This is a genomic window from Pseudomonas sp. RW10S2 (assembly GCF_014268985.1).
Lineage (GTDB): Bacteria > Pseudomonadota > Gammaproteobacteria > Pseudomonadales > Pseudomonadaceae > Aquipseudomonas > Aquipseudomonas wayambapalatensis.
Genome location: NZ_JABWRO010000002.1, coordinates 97043 through 113611, shown reverse-complemented (window position 1 = coordinate 113611; position 16569 = coordinate 97043). Strand labels below are relative to the sequence as shown.

Genomic DNA, 16569 nt, shown 5'->3' with positions numbered 1-16569 from the left:
TTTTTGCTCAGTGGCGCTCGCCCTGGTCAGGCGCGCTCAGCAACTGCTTCTCCAGGTTCCAATCGAAGGGCTCGTCATTCTGCTCGGCTTCGTAGCGACGCTCTTCAAGGGTCTGGTACAGCTCGAGTTCCTCATCGGGCATGTAGTGCAGGCAGTCGCCGCCGAAGAACCACAGCAGGTCGCGTGGGACCAGGTGAGCGATCTGCGGGTAGCGGGTGATCACCTGGCAGATCAGGTCCTGGCCCAGGTACTGGCTTTCCAGTGGATTCTGCGGCAGCAGGGTCAGCAGTTCGTCGAAGCGTTCGAGGAACAGGGCGTGGCTTTCTTCCGGCACTTGCTCGGCGTCGCCCAGGGCCACCAGGATGGTGCGCAGGTGTTGGAGCAGTTGCAGGTGGTACTCCAGGTGGGGGTTGGCCATGGGGGCGATCCTCTGGTATTGAAACGGGGGCCGGAGTATACGCAGGTTTTGCCCCGCCGGGGCAGGCGCAGCCTCGCTCTGCCCTGACCACCGGACCGTCAGGTGCCGGCGATCCGTGCGACTGACGGTACTTAGCGCACCTTGCCCTCCACGGGCAGCAGTTGTGCCTTGTCGAAAGCATCCACATCGATCACTGTCCGACGTGCAGCTTCGGCTGCATGGAGTCTCTCGCCTTCATCAGCCTGCAGCACGCCAGCCTGCACGGCGGCTTCGATGTCCGACTGGCCCGGTGCCGGATGCACCTTGCCCTCCTTGAGCCCCTGGTGCAGCGCCTTGTGCAGTGGCGCCACCTCGTCCAGCAGGTCGCAAGCTGTCTGCAGGGCGGCTACCGGATCACCTTCGCCGTCAGGGCGGAAGCAGCCCGCCAGCAGCTCCTCCAGAGCCGGATCACCCTTGCGTCGGCCGATCAGTTCAGCCACCTCTTTATCCAGTTCATCGCTTGGCCCGGTATGGCGGCGACCGAACGGGAATACCAGAACCCGCAACGCACAGCCGATGAAGCGATTGGGGAAGTTGTCGAGCAGCCGATCGAGGGCCTTTTCGGCCTGCCCCAGGCTTTCTTCCAGCGCCCAGCGCAGCAGGGGTTGCATGTGCTCGGGTGAGCCGAGGTCGTGATAGCGCTTGAGCGCTGCAGATGACAGGTACAGGTAGCTGAGGACATCCCCCAGGCGCGCGCTCAGGCGTTCGCGCCGCTTCAGTGCGCCACCGAGCAGCATCATCGACAGGTCGGCAAGCAAGGCGAATGCGGCCGCCTGACGGTTCAGTGCACGGAAGTAGCCCTGGCTGAGGGCGTCGCCCGGCGCCTTCTCGAAGCGTCCCAGCCCGATCCCGAGCACGAAGGTGCTGGCAGCATTGCTGGCGGCGAACATGATGTGCTTCATCAGCAGATCGTCGAACTCGTTGAGCGCCTGCTCGCGATCCTCGCGCCCGGCGAGGGCCATTTCCTTGAGGACGAAGGGGTGGCAGCGGATCGCGCCCTGTCCGAAGATCATCAGGTTGCGCGACAGGATGTTGGCGCCCTCGACGGTGATGAAGATCGGCGCGCCCTGCCAGTTGCGACCCAGGTAGTTGTTCGGGCCCATGATGATGCCCTTGCCACCGTGTACGTCCATGGCGTGCTGGATGCATTCACGGCCGCGTTCGGTCAGGTGGTACTTGAGGATTGCCGAAAGCACCGAGGGTTTTTCGCCCAGGTCCACTGCCTTTGCGGTGAGCAGGCGGGCGCTGTCCATCAGCCAGGCGTTGCCACCTATCCGTGCCAGCGATTCCTGGATGCCCTCGAAGGCGGACAGCGGCACGTTGAACTGCTCGCGGATGCGGGCGTACTGGCCGGTGACCAGGCTGGTGTACTTGGCAGCGCCAGTGCCGACCGCGGGCAGCGAGATGGAGCGACCGACCGACAGGCAGTTCATCAGCATCATCCAGCCCTTGCCGAGCATGTCCTTGCCGCCGATGAGGAAGTCCAGGGGCACGAACACGTCCTTGCCGCTGTTCGGGCCGTTCATGAAGGCGGCACCCAGCGGCAGATGGCGCTTGCCGATCTGCACGCCCGGGGTGTCGGTGGGGATGAGTGCCAGGCTGATACCCAGGGACTCCTGTTCGCCCAGCAAGTGATCGGGGTCGTAGGCCTTGAAGGCCAGGCCCAGCAGGGTGGCCACCGGGCCGAGGGTGATGTAGCGCTTCTCCCAGTTCAGGCGAAGGCCGATGACTTCCTCGCCGTTCCATTCTCCTTTGCAGACGATGCCGGTGTCAGGCATGGCGCCTGCGTCGGAGCCGGCCAGTGGGCCGGTGAGGGCGAAGCAGGGGATTTCGTCGCCACGGGCCAGACGCGGCAGGTAGTGGTTACGCTGTTCATCGGTGCCGTAGTGCAGCAGCAGTTCGGCGGGGCCGAGCGAATTGGGCACCATCACGGTCGAGGCCAGGTCGCCGCTGCGGGTGGCAAGTTTCATCGCCACTTGCGAGTGGGCATAGGCGGAGAAGCCCTTGCCACCGAATTCCTTGGGAATGATCAGGGCGAAGAAGCCGTGCTGCTTGATGTGTTCCCAGGCTGCGGGCGGCAGGTCGAGGTCCTGGCCGATCTGCCAGTCGCTGACCAGGGCGCAGAGTTCCTCGGTGGGGCCATCGATGAATGCCTGTTCTTCTGCGGTGAGCGTGGGGGCAGGGTAGTCGAGCAGGGTGTTCCAGTCAGGCTGGCCGCTGAACAGTTGGCCGTCCCACCACACGGTACCCGCGTCGATCGCCTCGCGCTCGGTCTGCGACATGGGTGGCAGGGTGCGCTGGAACCATTTGAATACGGGGCCGGTGAACACCTGGCGCCGCCACTGCGGCAGCACCAGCAGGGCGGCCTTGGCGGCCAGCACCAGCCAGATCACGGTCAGCAGCCAACCGGGTGCGTCGGCGAAGATACCCATCAGCAACACATAGGCAGCGATCACCCCGAGGATCTGCAGCGGTGCCAGACGTCGATGGGTGAGATATGCGGCGCCGATCACCAGCACCACCAACCACAACAGCAGCATAGTTCTTCCTCCTTGGAAGCTTGGGCTCGCGCCATCCCGGATAGCTTAGACGCGATGCGCCGGATGGCTCGCTATGAACAGTGACAGGGTGTGGCGACAGGAGTTTCAGCGCATTGTCTGCTGGTACAGGTGCCGTCACTGTGGAGTAGACTGTTCGCCCTCTGCACTCACTAAGGACGTCGTCATGCTGAAGATCTGGGGTCGCAAGAATTCGAGCAATGTGCGCAAGGCGCTGTGGATTGCCCACGAGTTGGGGCTAGAGTTCGAATCGATCGACGCCGGTGGGGCGTTCGGCTTGGTCGACGAGCCTGAGTACCGTGACCGCAACCCCAATGGCCTGGTGCCGTTGCTCGAAGATGGCGACTTCGTCCTTTGGGAGTCCAACACCATTGTGCGCTACCTGAGCGCCGAATATGGTGCCGAGCAGGGCTGGTATCTGGACGATCCGCGTCAGCGCGCCCTAGCGGACAAATGGATGGACTGGACCACCTCGTCCTTCGCCGCGCCGTTCCGCCCGCTGTTCTGGGGCATGCTGCGTACGCCAGAGAACGAGCGTGACTGGACGGCGATCAACGCTGCGCGGGAAAAGTGCGGCGAGTTGCTGGCGATCGTCGACAAGGCGCTGGCCACCCAGCCCTACCTCTCCGGTGAGCAGATCGGCATGGGCGACATTCCGCTGGGCTGCTTTGCCTACGGCTGGTTCGAGATGCCCATCGAACGCCCCGAGCTCCCTCACCTGCAGGCCTGGTACGAGCGCCTGAAGGCGCGTCCGGCCTATCAGAAAGCGGTTATGACGGCACTGACTTGAGCGGATACCCCGCCCGTTTCGATAGTCACTATCGATACACATGACTGTACTTGTGCGGTCAGGCCTTGCACCATGGCCGCACTACTCACTGCGCCAGTGACTTGACCTGGCGTGTCCTGAACCTTTTTCTTCGGTACGTGACCCGCTATGAGTTCTGCCCTGTCCATAAGACAGCTGACCAAGACCTACGGCAACGGCTTTCAGGCCCTGAAGGGCATCGACCTGGAGGTCGCCGAAGGTGATTTCTTCGCCTTGCTCGGCCCCAATGGCGCCGGCAAATCCACCACCATCGGCATTCTTTCGACCCTGGTGAACAAGACCAGCGGCACGGTGAATGTCTTCGGTCACGACCTGGACCGCCAGCCTGCCGCGCTCAAGCGCAGCATCGGCGTGGTGCCCCAGGAGTTCAACTTCAACCAGTTCGAGAAGACCTTCGACATCGTCGTCACCCAGGCTGGCTACTATGGCATCCCGCCGAAGCTGGCCAAGGAGCGTGCCGAGCAGTACCTCACCCAACTGGGGCTGTGGGACAAGCGTGACGTGCAGTCGCGGTCGCTGTCCGGCGGCATGAAGCGGCGCCTGATGATCGCCCGTGCGCTGATCCATGAGCCGCGCCTGTTGATCCTCGACGAGCCGACGGCTGGCGTGGACATCGAACTGCGTCGCTCGATGTGGAGTTTCCTCACCGAGCTGAACCAGAAAGGCATCACCATCATCCTCACCACGCACTATCTCGAGGAAGCCGAACAGCTGTGCCGCAACATCGGCATCATCGACCACGGCACCATCGTCGAGAACACCAGCATGCGCCAGTTGCTGGGCAAGCTGCATGTCGAGACCTTTGTCCTCGATCTCAAGCAGGACCTGCCCGTGGCGCCGACGCTGCAAGGCTACCCGTGCCGGCTGATCACGCCGCATACGCTGGAAGTGCAGGTAGAAAAGGATATCGGCATCACTGCGTTGTTCGGCCAATTGGCGCTGCAGAACATCGAGGTGCAGAGCCTGCGCAACAAGACCAACCGACTCGAGGAGTTGTTCGTGGCACTGGTGGAAAAGAACCTGTCGAAGGTGGCGGTATGAGTGTGGAACTGCGCACCAACTGGGTCGCCCTGAATACGATTGTCTATCGCGAGGTTCGACGCTTCCTGCGTATCTGGCCGCAGACCCTGCTGCCGCCGGCGATCACCATGGTTCTGTACTTTGTCATCTTTGGTAACCTGATCGGCCGTCAGATCGGCGACATGGGTGGCTTCACCTACATGGAGTACATCGTGCCGGGGCTGATCATGATGTCGGTGATCACCAACTCCTACGGTAACGTGGTATCGAGCTTCTTCGGCAGCAAGTTCCAGCGTTCGATCGAGGAGTTGATGGTCTCGCCGGTCTCGCCGCACACCATTCTTGTCGGCTACACCCTTGGTGGTGTGTTGCGTGGCCTGGCGGTGGGCGTGATCGTGACTCTCCTGTCGATGTTCTTCACCCATCTGCAGGTGCATCACCTGGGTGTGACCATCGTCGTGGTGCTGCTGACGGCGACGATCTTCTCGCTACTGGGGTTCGTCAATGCCGTGTTTGCGCGCAACTTCGACGATATCTCGATCATCCCGACCTTTGTTCTGACACCGCTGACCTACCTGGGTGGCGTGTTCTACTCCATCAACCTGCTGCCACCTTTCTGGCAGACCGTGTCGCTGGCGAACCCGGTGCTGCACATGGTCAACTCTTTCCGCTACGGCATTCTAGGGGTGTCGGATATCAGCATTGGTACGGCGATCACCTTCATGCTGGTGGCTACCGTGGTGCTCTATGCCCTGTGCGTCCGCCTGCTGGTCAGTGGTCGCGGCATGCGTGCATGACATCCTGCATTTGCGCCGGCGCCACTGCCGGCCGACCCACCAGCGCCAGTAGAGCAAGGTGGTGAAGTAGGCGGCCAGGCCCAGTATCACGCCGCACACCACCGAGCCGAGCAGGAACGGCTGCCAGACGGTGGACAACTGGTCAGTGATCCATTCGAAGGTCAGTTCCTCCGGTAGCGTTCGCGGGGGAATCTGCATCAGCCAGGCGCCGGTCATGTAGGTGACGAAGAACACCGGTGGCATGGTCAGCGGGTTGGTCAGCCAGACCAGGCTGACCGCGATGGGCAGGTTGCCGCGTACCGGTATCGCCAGGGCGGCAGCCAGCAGCATCTGCATGGGGATGGGGATGAGCGCCGCGAACAGCCCGACGCCCATGGCGCGCGCCACCGAATGGCGATTCAGGTGCCAGAGGTTGGGGTCGTGCAGCAATCGGCCGAAAAAGCGTAAGGACTTGTGTTCCCGAATGCTGGTCGGATCCGGCATGTAGCGTTTGAAGAGACGGCGCGGCATGTAGGCTCCCGGGGCTCGAATAGGGCGAGTATGCCTTGATTCCACGTCAGCCTCGTTCAGAGTTTGTGACAATTGTTGAGTGAGCTCGGCGGCCAAACAGGCCTAGCCTGACGGGGCGATTACGCTGCGGAGCTTTACTTCATGCGCACAGGGATGTCTGCGCTGGCGCTCGGGTTGTTGAGCCTGGGTCTCTTGCCTGCCTTGCCGTCGGTCGGGTGGCTGTGCCTTCTGTTCTTGTCGGCACTGATGTGCCTGTTCACTCGTGCGTGGCCGATAGGGTGGTTCCTGTTGGGGATGAGCTGGGCCTGCTGGTCGGCGCAGCAGGCCCTTGATGATCGTCTGGTCGCCGAGCTCGATGGGCGCACGCTGTGGCTGGAGGGCAGGGTGATAGGGCTGGCGACCCAGTCTGGTCGCAGCGTGCGTTTCGAACTGGACGAAGCGCAGTCCCGACGTGCGCAGTTGCCCCGCCGGATGCAACTGAGCTGGTTCGAGGGTCCCATGGTCAGGGCTGGCGAGCGCTGGCGACTCGCGGTCAACCTCAGACGCCCTCAGGGGCTGCTCAATCCTCATGGTCCCGACCGCGAAGCGATGCTGCTGGCGCGTCGAATAGGTGCCACCGGATCGGTCAAGGCCGGGGAGATGCTGGCTCCGGCAACCGGGGGCTGGCGCGACAGGCTGCGCCAGCGCGTGCTGGCGGTGGACGCCCAGGGGCGGGAGGCGGTGCTGGCTGCGCTGGTGCTCGGTGACGGTTCTGGACTGGCGCGGGAGGACTGGCAGGCACTGCAGGCGACCGGCACCGTGCACCTGATGGTGATCTCGGGGCAGCACATAGGCTTGCTGGCGGGGTTGGTCTATGGGCTGGTTGCTGGGTTGGCGCGGCTGGGCGCCTGGCCTGGGAGGCTACCCTGGTTGCCTTGGGCGTGTGGCCTGGCGATGGCGGCAGCCCTGGCTTATGGCGCGCTCGCTGGCTTTCAGGTGCCGGTGCAGCGTGCCTGCCTGATGCTGGCCACTGTCTTGGCCTGGCGTCTGCGCTTTCGTCATTTAGGAGCGTTTTTCCCCCTGTTGCTGGCATTGGTCGGCGTATTGCTGTTCGAGCCCTTGGCCAGCCTGATGCCGGGCTTCTGGCTGTCTTTTGCTGCGGTGGCGGTATTGATCTACTGCTTCAGCGCGCGCCTGGGTGGCTGGCGGCCTTGGCAGGCCTGGAGTCGCGCTCAATGGGCGATCGCTGTCGGTTTGTTGCCCGCGCTGCTGGCGTTGGGGCTACCGGTCAGTCTGACCGCGCCCTTGGTCAATCTCCTGGCAGTACCTTGGATTAGCCTGGCGGTGTTGCCGTTGGCCCTGCTTGGAACGGTAGCATTGCCGTTGACGGGGGTGGGCGAGTCATTGCTGTGGCTGGCAGGTGGATTGATCGACCTGATGTTTCGCGGGCTCGGCCTGCTGGCCGAATGGCGGCCAGCCTGGACGCCCCCGTCGCTTTCGCTGTGGGCGTGGGGGCTGGTCTGTGCGGGTGCGGTGCTGCTCCTGCTGCCACGTGGCGTGCCGCTGCGAGGGCTGGGTGCGGTGATGCTGCTGGCGCTGTGGACGCCTCGCGAGCAGGTGCCGCACGCAGAGGTGGAGGTGTGGCAACTGGATGTCGGTCAGGGCCTGGCGGTGTTGCTGCGCACGCAGCATCACAGCCTGCTCTACGATGCCGGGTCGGCGATGGGCATCAATGACCTTGGGCAGAGCGTGGTATTGCCGACCTTGCGCGGGTTGGGCGTCAACCGGCTCGATCTGATGCTGATCAGCCATGCACATGCCGACCACGCTGGTGGCGCTCTGGCCGTGCAGCGCGGCCTGCCGGTGGCGCGGGTGCTGGCTGGCGAGGCACGGGAGTTGCCCGTAGCCTTGGGCGCGCAGGTATGCAGCAGTGGTGAGCGCTGGGAGTGGGATGGCGTGACTTTCTCGCTTTGGCACTGGCCGGGTGGCAAGAGCAGTAACGACCGCTCCTGCGTGCTGCTGGTCGAGGCTCAGGGCGAGCGCTTGCTGCTGGCTGGTGACATGGAGGCAGCCGCCGAGCGCGCCTGGCTGGCATCCGCCGATGCGGCGCGTGTCGACTGGCTGCAGTCACCGCATCACGGCAGCCGCAGTTCCTCCACCGAGCCCTTCATCCGCGCTATCGCGCCGCGTGGCGTGATGATTTCCCGTGGGCGATACAATGGCTTTGGTCACCCGCACCCGCAGGTAATCGAGCGCTATCGGCGGCATGGGTTGGCGGTGCATGACACGGCATTGCACGGGGCGCTGCGCCTGCAACTGGGCAGTCGGGGAGAGGTCGAGGGATTGCGTGCGCAGCGGCGCTTTTGGCGTGAGCCGCCTTCGTAGGTTGTGCAGGCCTGAAATATGCGAATCACCCGACAGCCCGCTGACCTTCGGCAGATGAGCCCCATGCCTGCCTATGGTAGAGTGGCGGCCTTTTTCAGGGGGATGCTTACTGTGTGGGAATTGGTCAAGTCCGGCGGCTGGATGATGCTGCCGATCATTCTGAGCTCCGTCGCAGCCATGGCGATTGTCGTCGAACGCCTGTGGACCCTGCGTGCCAGTCGCGTCACGCCACCGCACCTGTTGGGCCAGGTATGGATGTGGATCAAGGACAAGCAACTGACCAGTGACAAGCTCAAGGCCCTGCGTGCCGACTCCCCCCTGGGCGAGATTCTCGCCGCGGGCCTGGCAAACTCCCGCCATGGCCGCGAGATCATGAAAGAATGCATCGAGGAGGCCGCCTCCCGGGTCATCCACGAGCTCGAGCGCTACATCAGCACCCTGGGCACCATCGCTGCAATGGCGCCGCTGCTCGGCCTGCTTGGCACCGTGCTCGGCATGATCGACATTTTCAGTGCGTTCATGGGCTCGCAGATGACGGCCAACGCCGCGGTGCTCGCTGGTGGTATCTCCAAGGCGCTGGTCACCACCGCAGCGGGCCTGATGGTGGGTATCCCCGCGGTATTCTTCCACCGTTTCCTGCTGCGCCGCATCGATGAGCTGGTGGTCGGCATGGAGCAGGAGGCGATCAAGCTGGTCGAGGTGCTGCAGGGCGACCGCGAGGTCGAGGTGGCCGGAGGCAAGGCGTGAAGTTCCGGCGCAATCGACAGCGCGAGAACGTCGACATCAACCTGGCATCGCTGATCGACGTGGTGTTCGTGCTCTTGCTGTTTTTCGTGGTCACGACCACCTTCACCCGTGAGACCCAGCTGCGCGTCGAGTTGCCCGAGGCTGCCAGCGGCGCACCGGCGGCGCCGCTGGATGGCAAGCTGGTGGAGGTGACGATCAGCGCCGATGGCGTGTATTCGGTGAACAACCACCTGCTACCCAAGAGTGACCTGGCCACCCTGACCGAGGCACTTGAGCGCGAATCCGGGGGAGACAACACCTTGCCCCTGGCGATCAGTGCCGATGGCAAGACCCCGCACCAGGCGGTGATCACTGCGATGGATGCTGCTGGCAAGCTCGGCTTCAGCCACCTGCGCATGACCACCGTCGAGGCGGCCCCGGGGACGCCCTGATGGCTTTCGCCGATCGTCTGCTCGCCGCTTGGTACCAAGGCCATCCCGCCCTGGGGCTGTTGCGTCCGCTCGAAGCCCTTTACCGGCGTGTGGTGACGCGTAAGCGTGCGCGTTTCCTCAGTGGCGAAAGCCCCAGCTATCGGGCTCCGGTGCCGGTCGTCGTGGTGGGTAATATCACTGTCGGAGGAACCGGCAAGACGCCGATGATCCTCTGGCTGATTGAACATTGTCGAAGCCAGGGGCTGAAGGTTGGTGTGGTCAGCCGTGGATATGGTGCCAAGCCGCCGCATTTCCCTTGGCGGGTCCAGGCCAGCCAGAGCGCTGTGCAGGCTGGAGATGAACCGTTGCTGATTGTGCAGCGTACCGACGTGCCGCTGATGATCGACCCTGACCGATCCCGTGCCGTGCAAGCGCTGTTGGCCAGCGAGTCCTTGGACCTGATTCTCTGTGATGACGGCATGCAGCATTACCGGCTGGCGCGCGACCTGGAGCTGGTGCTGATCGACGCGGCCCGCGGCCTTGGCAACGGCCGATGCCTGCCTGCCGGCCCTTTGCGTGAGCCGGTCGAGCGCCTGGAGGACGTCGGTGCGGTGCTGCACAACGGTGCGACCGTCGATCCGTCGGGTGGATTCGCGTTCGGTCTGCGCCCGAGTGCATTGGTCAATCTCCGCACCGACGAGCGCCGTCCACTCGCACATTTTCCTGCGGGTCAGGCCCTTCATGCCGTAGCTGGCATTGGCAACCCGCAACGTTTCTTCAACACCTTGCAAGGGCTAGACTGGCAGCCTGTGCCGCATCCTTTCGCCGACCATGCGCAGTTCAATGCCCAGAGCCTGGCATTCGAACCACCACTGCCATTGGTCATGACCGAAAAGGACGCGGTGAAATGCCGTGACTTTGCAGGTGACGACTGGTGGTACCTGGCCGTAGATGCCGAACCGTCTCCATCCTTCGTCGCCTGGTTCGATGCGCAGCTCGCTCGTCTGCTGCCTTGAATCACTTCCACTTTCCGGCCTTCGGCCTCAAGGACACCTCCATGGACACCAAACTGCTCGATATCCTGGCCTGCCCGATCACCAAAAGCCCGCTCAAGCTCAGCGCCGACAAGACTGAGCTGATCAGCAAGGGCGCCGGCCTGGCCTATCCGATCCGCGACGGCATCCCGGTCATGCTGGAGAGCGAGGCGCGCACCCTGAGCGACGACGAGCGTCTGGACAAATGAGCCTGGACTTCACTGTGGTAATTCCTGCCCGGCTGCGCTCGACGCGCCTGCCGGGCAAGCCGTTGCTGCCGATCGCTGGCAAGCCGATGATCCAGCATGTCTGGGAGCAGGCGCGCAAGAGCGGTGCTGCACGGGTAGTCATTGCTACCGACGATGCCAGCATCCTCGAGGCATGCCAGGCCTTTGGCGCCGAAGCGCTGATGACCCGTGCCGACCATGAGTCGGGCACCGATCGCCTGGCCGAGGTCGTCGCGCACCTGGGCTTGCCGCCAGACGCCATCGTGGTCAACGTGCAGGGTGACGAACCGTTGATCCCGCCGGTGATCATCGATCAGGTGGCCGCCAACCTGGCTGCTCACCCCGAGGCCGGTATCGCAACCCTGGCCGAGCCGATCCACGAGCCGCAAAGCGTGTTCAACCCCAACGCGGTCAAGGTGGTCAGCGACAAGAACGGCCTTGCCCTGACCTTCAGCCGTGCGCCGCTGCCCTGGGCGCGCGATGCCTTCGCCAAACAGCGCGACGTGCTGCCGGAGGGTGTGCCGTATCGCCGTCATATCGGCATGTATGCCTACCGTGTCGGCTTCCTGCAGGATTTCGTCGGCTGGGGCCCGTGCTGGCTCGAGCAGACCGAGGCCCTGGAGCAGTTGCGGGCGCTTTGGCATGGCGTGCGGATCCACGTCGAGGACGCCATCGAAGCGCCCGCGGTGGGTGTCGACACCCCTGAAGACCTGGAGCGCGTCCGGCGCTTGCTGGAGGCCTGATGCGCGTACTGTTCGTTTGCCTGGGCAATATCTGCCGTTCACCCACCGCCGAGGGTGTGCTGCGCCACCAGTTACAGGTTGCCGGACTCGCTGAGCGCGTACAGGTGGCGTCTGCAGGGACCGGAGGCTGGCACGTGGGCAAGGCGCCCGATAGTCGCACCTGCAAGGCTGCCCTGGCGCGGGGGTATGACTTGTCGCGCCAGCGCGCGCAGCAGGTCAAGGCCGCTCACTTCGGTGAGTACGATCTGATCCTGGCCATGGACAAGAGCAATCTGGGCAATCTGCAGGCGCTGCGCCCACACGATGCTCGCGGCGAACTCGACCTGTTTCTGCGCAGGTATGGCGCGGCGCTGGACGAGGTGCCGGACCCTTACTATGGCGGTGCCGAGGGATTCGAGCAGGTTCTGGACCTGATTGAAGCGGCCTGCCATGAGCTGGTCGTGGAAATCAAGGGGCGGTTATGACAGCGCAGTGGCAGGAGCGTGTATCGCTCAAGCCGTTCAACACCTTCGGTATCGACGTCGCAGCGCGCTACCTCACCCAGGCCCATGACGACGAAGAAGTTCGCCAGGCCCTGAAGCTGGCCGAGCAACGGCAGCTGCCGGTGCTGATTGTCGGTGGCGGCAGCAACCTGTTGCTGACCCGCGACGTCGATGCCTTGGTGCTGCACATGGCCAGTTGTGGCCGACGCATCCTCAGTGATGATGGCGAGCGTGTCGTGATCGAGGCCGAGTCAGGCGAACCCTGGCATCCTTTCGTGCAATGGAGCCTGGCGCAGGGCCTGTGCGGGCTGGAGAACCTAAGCCTGATTCCCGGTACGGTCGGCGCGGCACCGATGCAGAACGTCGGCGCGTACGGGGTCGAGATCAAGGATGTGTTCGCAGGCTTGACCGCTCTGGATCGTGAGATTGGCGAGTTGCGTGACTTCACGCTGGATGAATGTGCGTTCGCCTATCGCGACAGCGTGTTCAAGCGCAACCCAGGTCGTTGGTTGATCCTGCGGGTGCGTTTCGTGCTGAGTCGTACATTGCGTGCGCACCTGGACTACGGGCCGGTTCGACAGCGCCTGCAAGAGCAGGGTGTGCAGGAGGTGACTGCACAGGCCATCAGCGATGCCATCTGCAGTATTCGTCGCGAAAAGCTTCCGGATCCGGCGGAGCTGGGCAATGCTGGCAGCTTCTTCAAGAACCCGGTGGTCTCGGCGCAGTTGGCCGAGGGTATTCGCGCGCGTTATCCGAACCTGGTGGCTTATCCCCAGGCTGAGGGGCAGGTCAAGCTGGCGGCAGGCTGGCTGATCGAGCAGGCGGGCTGGAAGGGCTACCGTGAGGGTGATGCTGGCGTGCATCGTTTGCAGTCGCTGGTGCTGGTCAACTACGGCCAGGCGAGTGGCGCACAGTTGCATGCCCTGGCGCAGCGAATCCAGGCAGATATTCTGGAGCGGTTCGGCGTCGAGTTGGAGATGGAGCCGAATCTGTACTGATTGCCACCTGTCAGGCTGGCCCTGCTTCCCTGGGTTTTTCATTCAGCTGTCGGAATCAGCCGTGGTGAGGTTTGTGCTCATCCTCGGTGGTTTCCAGCGCCGGGGCTGCTTCGGCGGCAGCCTGGGCTGCGGCAGCAGCGGCGGCTTCAGCCTCACGCTTGCGGCGACGCACTTCACGCGGGTCGTTCGGCGCACGGCCGTTCGGCAGCATGATGGTGGTCGCTTCGGCGACAGCCGGCTCTTCGACAGGAGCCGCTTCGGCTGCAGCAGGCGCAGGCGCCTCGGCAGGGGCTGCTTCGGCGACGACCGGTGCTGCCTCGACAGCCACTGGCTCGACCACGACAGGCTCGATCACTTCGGCTTCGGCAGCAGGTGCTTGCTCTACGACAGTTTCAGCAACCGGTGCTTTCTCTGCTTCGCCCGCTTCCACGGCCGGTGCTTCGATGGCTGGTGCTTCGACTGCAGGCGCAGGCTCGCTTGTGGCCACTTCGGCCTGTGGTTGTGCAGGTGCTTCGACGACAGGCTCGATACCGGGTTCGACCACGGCCACAGGCTCATTGACCGGCTGCTCGACAACAGGCGCGATCGCGACTTCGTCGGCCTTGGCGACAACCTCTGCCGGCTCGGTGCTCTGAACTACTTCACGGTCGTCGGTCTCGACGACGGTAGCGGTAGCGCGCTCGGCCTGCTGGTTGGCCTGGGCCTCGGCGTCGGCACTGATATTGCTGCTGGCAACGGCGGCGGTGACCGCCAGGCCTGCGGCCAGTTCGGCACCCAGCTCAGTGGCTTTGTGCTGCTGTGGCTGTTGCTCTTCGCCGGCTTCTTCGTCGCCGTCGATCAGCTCGCCATTGGCATTGCGCTGGCGCTCACGACGGTTGCTGCGACGACGCTGGCCACGGGAGCGGCGACGAGGGCGCTCGCCATCGGCACCTTCCTGCTCGTCCTGCAGCAGTTCTTCGTTCGGCAGTTGCTCCTCGCTTGCCTCGGCAGCCTGTTCGGCGGCGCGTGGCTGGCGCTCTTCGCGCGGCTGGCGTGGTTGGCGTTCTTCACGTGGTGCGCGCTCTTCACGCTCCTCGCGTGGTGCGCGTTCCTCACGGGCTGGACGCTCTTCACGAGGTGCGCGATCTTCGCGTGGGGCACGTTCTTCGCGTGGTGTGCGCTCTTCGCGGGCTACGCGTTCCTCGCGAGGTGCACGCTCTTCGCGTGGAGCACGCTCCTCACGGGCCGCCGGGGCGGTATCCAGTGGCTCGCGCAATTCGCGGACGCGTTCTTCACGATTACCGCGACGGTCTTCGCGCGGTTGACGTGGAGCACGTTCTTCGCGTGGAGCACGTTCTTCACGAGGTGCGCGCTCTTCGCGTGGCGCACGCTCTTCACGTGGCTGGCGCTCTTCGCGTGGGGCGCGCTCACTGCGCTCTTCACGCGGTTTGCGGTCTTCATCGCGGCGGCCATTGCGGTTGCGGCTCTGCTGACGACCGTTGCGGCGCTCCTCGTTGCGCTGGGTGCGCTCGGTGGTTGGCTTCTCGGGAGTAGCGGCCGGAGCGACGACAGGTTCTTCCTTGCCGGCGAACAGGCTGACCAGCGACTTGACCAGGCCCTTGAACAGGCTTGGCTCTGGCGCGGCGACAGGCGCTGGAGCGGTTGCAGCAGGTTGTGCTTCGCTCGCGCTCGGCTCAGGGGCGTTGGTACGAGCCGGAGCGGTCTTCACTGCAGCTTCCTGGCGAACCAGGGTGCGGGTAGCGGTTGGTTGCGGCGCTTCCTCGGCTTCGCTGGTGGCGATCTCATAGCTCGACTGGTTGTTCAGCACGTCCGGATTGTCGTCGCGCAGGCGCTGGACTTCGAAGTGCGGGGTTTCCAGGTGATCGTTCGGCAGGATGATGATGCGCGCACGGGTGCGCAGTTCGATCTTGGTGATCGAGTTGCGCTTCTCGTTGAGCAGGAAGGCAGCTACCGGGATCGGCACTTGTGCGCGTACCTCGGCGGTACGGTCCTTCAGCGCTTCTTCCTCGATCAGGCGCAGGATCGCCAGCGAGAGGGATTCGACGTCACGGATGATGCCGGTGCCCGAGCAGCGTGGGCAGACGATGCCGCTGCTTTCGCCCAGCGACGGACGCAGGCGCTGGCGGGACATCTCCAGCAGGCCGAAGCGCGAGATGCGACCGACCTGAACGCGGGCGCGGTCGGCTTCGAGGCATTCGCGTACGCGTTCCTCGACGGCGCGCTGGTTCTTGGCCGGGGTCATGTCGATGAAGTCGATGACGATCAGGCCGCCGATGTCACGCAGGCGCAGCTGGCGGGCGATTTCCTCAGCCGCTTCCAGGTTGGTCTGCAGGGCGGTTTCCTCGATGTCGCTGCCTTTGGTGGCGCGCGCCGAGTTGATGTCGATGGAGACCAGTGCTTCGGTCGGGTCGATGACGATCGAACCGCCGGACGGCAGGTCGACCACACGCTGGAACGCGGTCTCGATCTGGCTTTCGATCTGGAAACGGTTGAACAGCGGGACGCTGTCTTCGTACAGCTTGACCTTGCTGGCGTACTGCGGCATCACCTGGCGGATGAAGGTCAGGGCTTCTTCCTGGGCGTCGATGCTGTCGATCAGTACTTCGCCGATGTCCTGGCGCAGGTAGTCGCGAATGGCGCGGATGATGACATTGCTTTCCTGGTAGATCAGGAAAGGCGCGACGCGGTCCTGGGAGGCTTCCTTGATGGCGGTCCAGAGCTGCAGCAGGTAGTCGAGGTCCCACTGCATCTCTTCGCTGCTGCGGCCCAGGCCTGCAGTGCGCACGATCAGGCCCATGTCGCCGGGAACGGTCAGGCCGTTGAGGGCTTCGCGCAGCTCGTTACGCTCTTCGCCTTCGATGCGACGGGAAATGCCGCCAGCGCGTGGGTTGTTGGGCATCAGTACCAGGTAGCGGCCGGCGAGGCTGATGAAGGTGGTCAGGGCTGCGCCCTTGTTGCCACGTTCTTCCTTTTCGACCTGAACGATGACTTCCTGGCCTTCGCTCAGCACTTCCTTGATGTTCACCCGACCTTCAGGGGACTTCTTGAAGTACTCGCGGGAGATTTCCTTCAGCGGCAGGAAGCCGTGACGTTCGGAGCCGAAGTCGACGAAGGCGGCTTCGAGGCTGGGTTCGATGCGGGTGATCTTGCCTTTGTAGATGTTGGCCTTTTTCTGCTCACGCGCGCCGGATTCGATATCCAGGTCGTAGAGGCGTTGGCCATCCACCAGGGCTACACGCAACTCTTCGGGTTGAGTCGCGTTAATCAGCATTCTTTTCATGTTGTACCGTCGGTTTCCGGGCTGCCGGAAACGGCGTTCGGCACACACGACTTCTCATGGTCGGTGCCAAGGTGCGCAAAGGGTAGCGTGCCACCCCCGTGTCAAACGACGTT

The 16569-nt window shown here is 63.9% G+C and carries 15 protein-coding genes; 11 read left to right on the top strand and 4 right to left on the bottom strand.

What is annotated here, in order from left to right:
- Window positions 1-7: 7 nt before the first annotated feature.
- Both HU729_RS01335 and HU729_RS01330 read right to left on the bottom strand, forming a co-directional pair.
- On the bottom strand, window positions 8-418 hold the full coding sequence (locus HU729_RS01335) for a PA2817 family protein (protein ID WP_186666824.1): 411 nt from the start codon (window positions 416-418) through the stop codon (window positions 8-10).
- 131 nt (window positions 419-549) lie between these two features.
- Entirely contained in the window at window positions 550-2997 is a 2448-nt protein-coding gene (locus tag HU729_RS01330; RefSeq protein ID WP_186707971.1) for an acyl-CoA dehydrogenase, read from the bottom strand.
- A gap of 184 nt (window positions 2998-3181) precedes the next feature.
- On the opposite strand from HU729_RS01330, the gene HU729_RS01325 reads away from it, so the two are divergent.
- The 3 genes from HU729_RS01325 (at window position 3182) to HU729_RS01315 (ending at window position 5661) form a co-directional block, all read left to right on the top strand.
- Window positions 3182-3805: a glutathione S-transferase gene (locus HU729_RS01325; protein WP_186666822.1), complete on the top strand. Its 624-nt coding sequence runs from the start codon at window positions 3182-3184 to the stop codon at window positions 3803-3805.
- 147 nt (window positions 3806-3952) lie between these two features.
- The gene (locus tag HU729_RS01320; protein ID WP_186666821.1) at window positions 3953-4885 is read left to right on the top strand and encodes an ABC transporter ATP-binding protein; all 933 of its coding nucleotides are present in this window, start codon (window positions 3953-3955) and stop codon (window positions 4883-4885) included.
- Entirely contained in the window at window positions 4882-5661 is a 780-nt protein-coding gene (locus HU729_RS01315; protein ID WP_186666820.1) for an ABC transporter permease, read from the top strand. The genes HU729_RS01320 and HU729_RS01315 overlap by 4 nt, the downstream gene beginning before the upstream one ends.
- Here HU729_RS01315 and HU729_RS01310 read toward each other — a convergent pair.
- Complete coding sequence (locus HU729_RS01310; RefSeq protein WP_186666819.1) at window positions 5545-6171, bottom strand: DUF2062 domain-containing protein; 627 nt, start codon at window positions 6169-6171, stop codon at window positions 5545-5547. The genes HU729_RS01315 and HU729_RS01310 overlap by 117 nt on opposite strands.
- Before the next feature lie 141 nt (window positions 6172-6312).
- Between HU729_RS01310 and HU729_RS01305 the strand changes: the two genes are divergently transcribed.
- The 8 genes from HU729_RS01305 to murB all read left to right on the top strand — a co-directional run bounded on the left by HU729_RS01305 (window position 6313) and on the right by murB (window position 13176).
- Window positions 6313-8535, top strand: coding sequence for a DNA internalization-related competence protein ComEC/Rec2 (locus tag HU729_RS01305; RefSeq protein ID WP_186707969.1), 2223 nt, complete (start codon window positions 6313-6315; stop codon window positions 8533-8535).
- A 111-nt stretch (window positions 8536-8646) separates the two neighbouring features.
- Window positions 8647-9282, top strand: a complete 636-nt coding sequence (locus tag HU729_RS01300; RefSeq protein WP_054893125.1) for a MotA/TolQ/ExbB proton channel family protein — start codon at window positions 8647-8649, stop codon at window positions 9280-9282.
- Window positions 9279-9713, top strand: a complete 435-nt coding sequence (locus tag HU729_RS01295) for a biopolymer transporter ExbD (protein WP_186666817.1) — start codon at window positions 9279-9281, stop codon at window positions 9711-9713. The genes HU729_RS01300 and HU729_RS01295 overlap by 4 nt, the downstream gene beginning before the upstream one ends.
- Window positions 9713-10708 (top strand): tetraacyldisaccharide 4'-kinase, encoded by a 996-nt coding sequence (lpxK, locus tag HU729_RS01290; RefSeq protein WP_186707967.1) that lies wholly within the window; start codon window positions 9713-9715, stop codon window positions 10706-10708. The genes HU729_RS01295 and lpxK overlap by 1 nt, the downstream gene beginning before the upstream one ends.
- Window positions 10709-10749: 41 nt before the next feature.
- Window positions 10750-10935 carry a Trm112 family protein gene (locus tag HU729_RS01285; RefSeq protein WP_054893060.1) on the top strand — a complete coding sequence of 62 codons (186 nt, stop codon included), beginning with the start codon at window positions 10750-10752 and terminating at the stop codon, window positions 10933-10935.
- A complete protein-coding gene (gene kdsB, locus HU729_RS01280) occupies window positions 10932-11696 on the top strand; it encodes a 3-deoxy-manno-octulosonate cytidylyltransferase (RefSeq protein WP_186666815.1) in 765 nt (254 codons plus the stop codon). Before HU729_RS01285 ends, kdsB begins: the two co-directional genes overlap by 4 nt.
- Window positions 11696-12160, top strand: a complete 465-nt coding sequence (locus HU729_RS01275) for a low molecular weight protein-tyrosine-phosphatase (RefSeq protein ID WP_186666814.1) — start codon at window positions 11696-11698, stop codon at window positions 12158-12160. The genes kdsB and HU729_RS01275 overlap by 1 nt, the downstream gene beginning before the upstream one ends.
- Entirely contained in the window at window positions 12157-13176 is a 1020-nt protein-coding gene (gene murB, locus HU729_RS01270; protein WP_186707965.1) for a UDP-N-acetylmuramate dehydrogenase, read from the top strand. Before HU729_RS01275 ends, murB begins: the two co-directional genes overlap by 4 nt.
- Before the next feature lie 55 nt (window positions 13177-13231).
- Here murB and rne read toward each other — a convergent pair whose 3' ends face one another.
- Window positions 13232-16456 carry a ribonuclease E gene (gene rne, locus HU729_RS01265; RefSeq protein WP_186707963.1) on the bottom strand — a complete coding sequence of 1075 codons (3225 nt, stop codon included), beginning with the start codon at window positions 16454-16456 and terminating at the stop codon, window positions 13232-13234.
- Window positions 16457-16569 lie beyond the last annotated feature (113 nt).

What these genes read in the sequence shown, in the direction of transcription:
- HU729_RS01335 (WP_186666824.1), bottom strand. Translation starts at nt 418, where the DNA reads ATGGCCAACCCCCACCTGGAGTACCACCTGCAACTGCTCCAACACCTG.
- HU729_RS01330 (WP_186707971.1), bottom strand. Translation starts at nt 2,997, where the DNA reads ATGCTGCTGTTGTGGTTGGTGGTGCTGGTGATCGGCGCCGCATATCTC.
- HU729_RS01325 (WP_186666822.1), top strand. Translation starts at nt 3,182, where the DNA reads ATGCTGAAGATCTGGGGTCGCAAGAATTCGAGCAATGTGCGCAAGGCG.
- HU729_RS01320 (WP_186666821.1), top strand. Translation starts at nt 3,953, where the DNA reads ATGAGTTCTGCCCTGTCCATAAGACAGCTGACCAAGACCTACGGCAAC.
- HU729_RS01315 (WP_186666820.1), top strand. Translation starts at nt 4,882, where the DNA reads ATGAGTGTGGAACTGCGCACCAACTGGGTCGCCCTGAATACGATTGTC.
- HU729_RS01310 (WP_186666819.1), bottom strand. Translation starts at nt 6,171, where the DNA reads ATGCCGCGCCGTCTCTTCAAACGCTACATGCCGGATCCGACCAGCATT.
- HU729_RS01305 (WP_186707969.1), top strand. Translation starts at nt 6,313, where the DNA reads ATGCGCACAGGGATGTCTGCGCTGGCGCTCGGGTTGTTGAGCCTGGGT.
- lpxK (WP_186707967.1), top strand. Translation starts at nt 9,713, where the DNA reads ATGGCTTTCGCCGATCGTCTGCTCGCCGCTTGGTACCAAGGCCATCCC.
- HU729_RS01285 (WP_054893060.1), top strand. Translation starts at nt 10,750, where the DNA reads ATGGACACCAAACTGCTCGATATCCTGGCCTGCCCGATCACCAAAAGC.
- kdsB (WP_186666815.1), top strand. Translation starts at nt 10,932, where the DNA reads ATGAGCCTGGACTTCACTGTGGTAATTCCTGCCCGGCTGCGCTCGACG.
- HU729_RS01275 (WP_186666814.1), top strand. Translation starts at nt 11,696, where the DNA reads ATGCGCGTACTGTTCGTTTGCCTGGGCAATATCTGCCGTTCACCCACC.
- murB (WP_186707965.1), top strand. Translation starts at nt 12,157, where the DNA reads ATGACAGCGCAGTGGCAGGAGCGTGTATCGCTCAAGCCGTTCAACACC.
- rne (WP_186707963.1), bottom strand. Translation starts at nt 16,456, where the DNA reads ATGAAAAGAATGCTGATTAACGCGACTCAACCCGAAGAGTTGCGTGTA.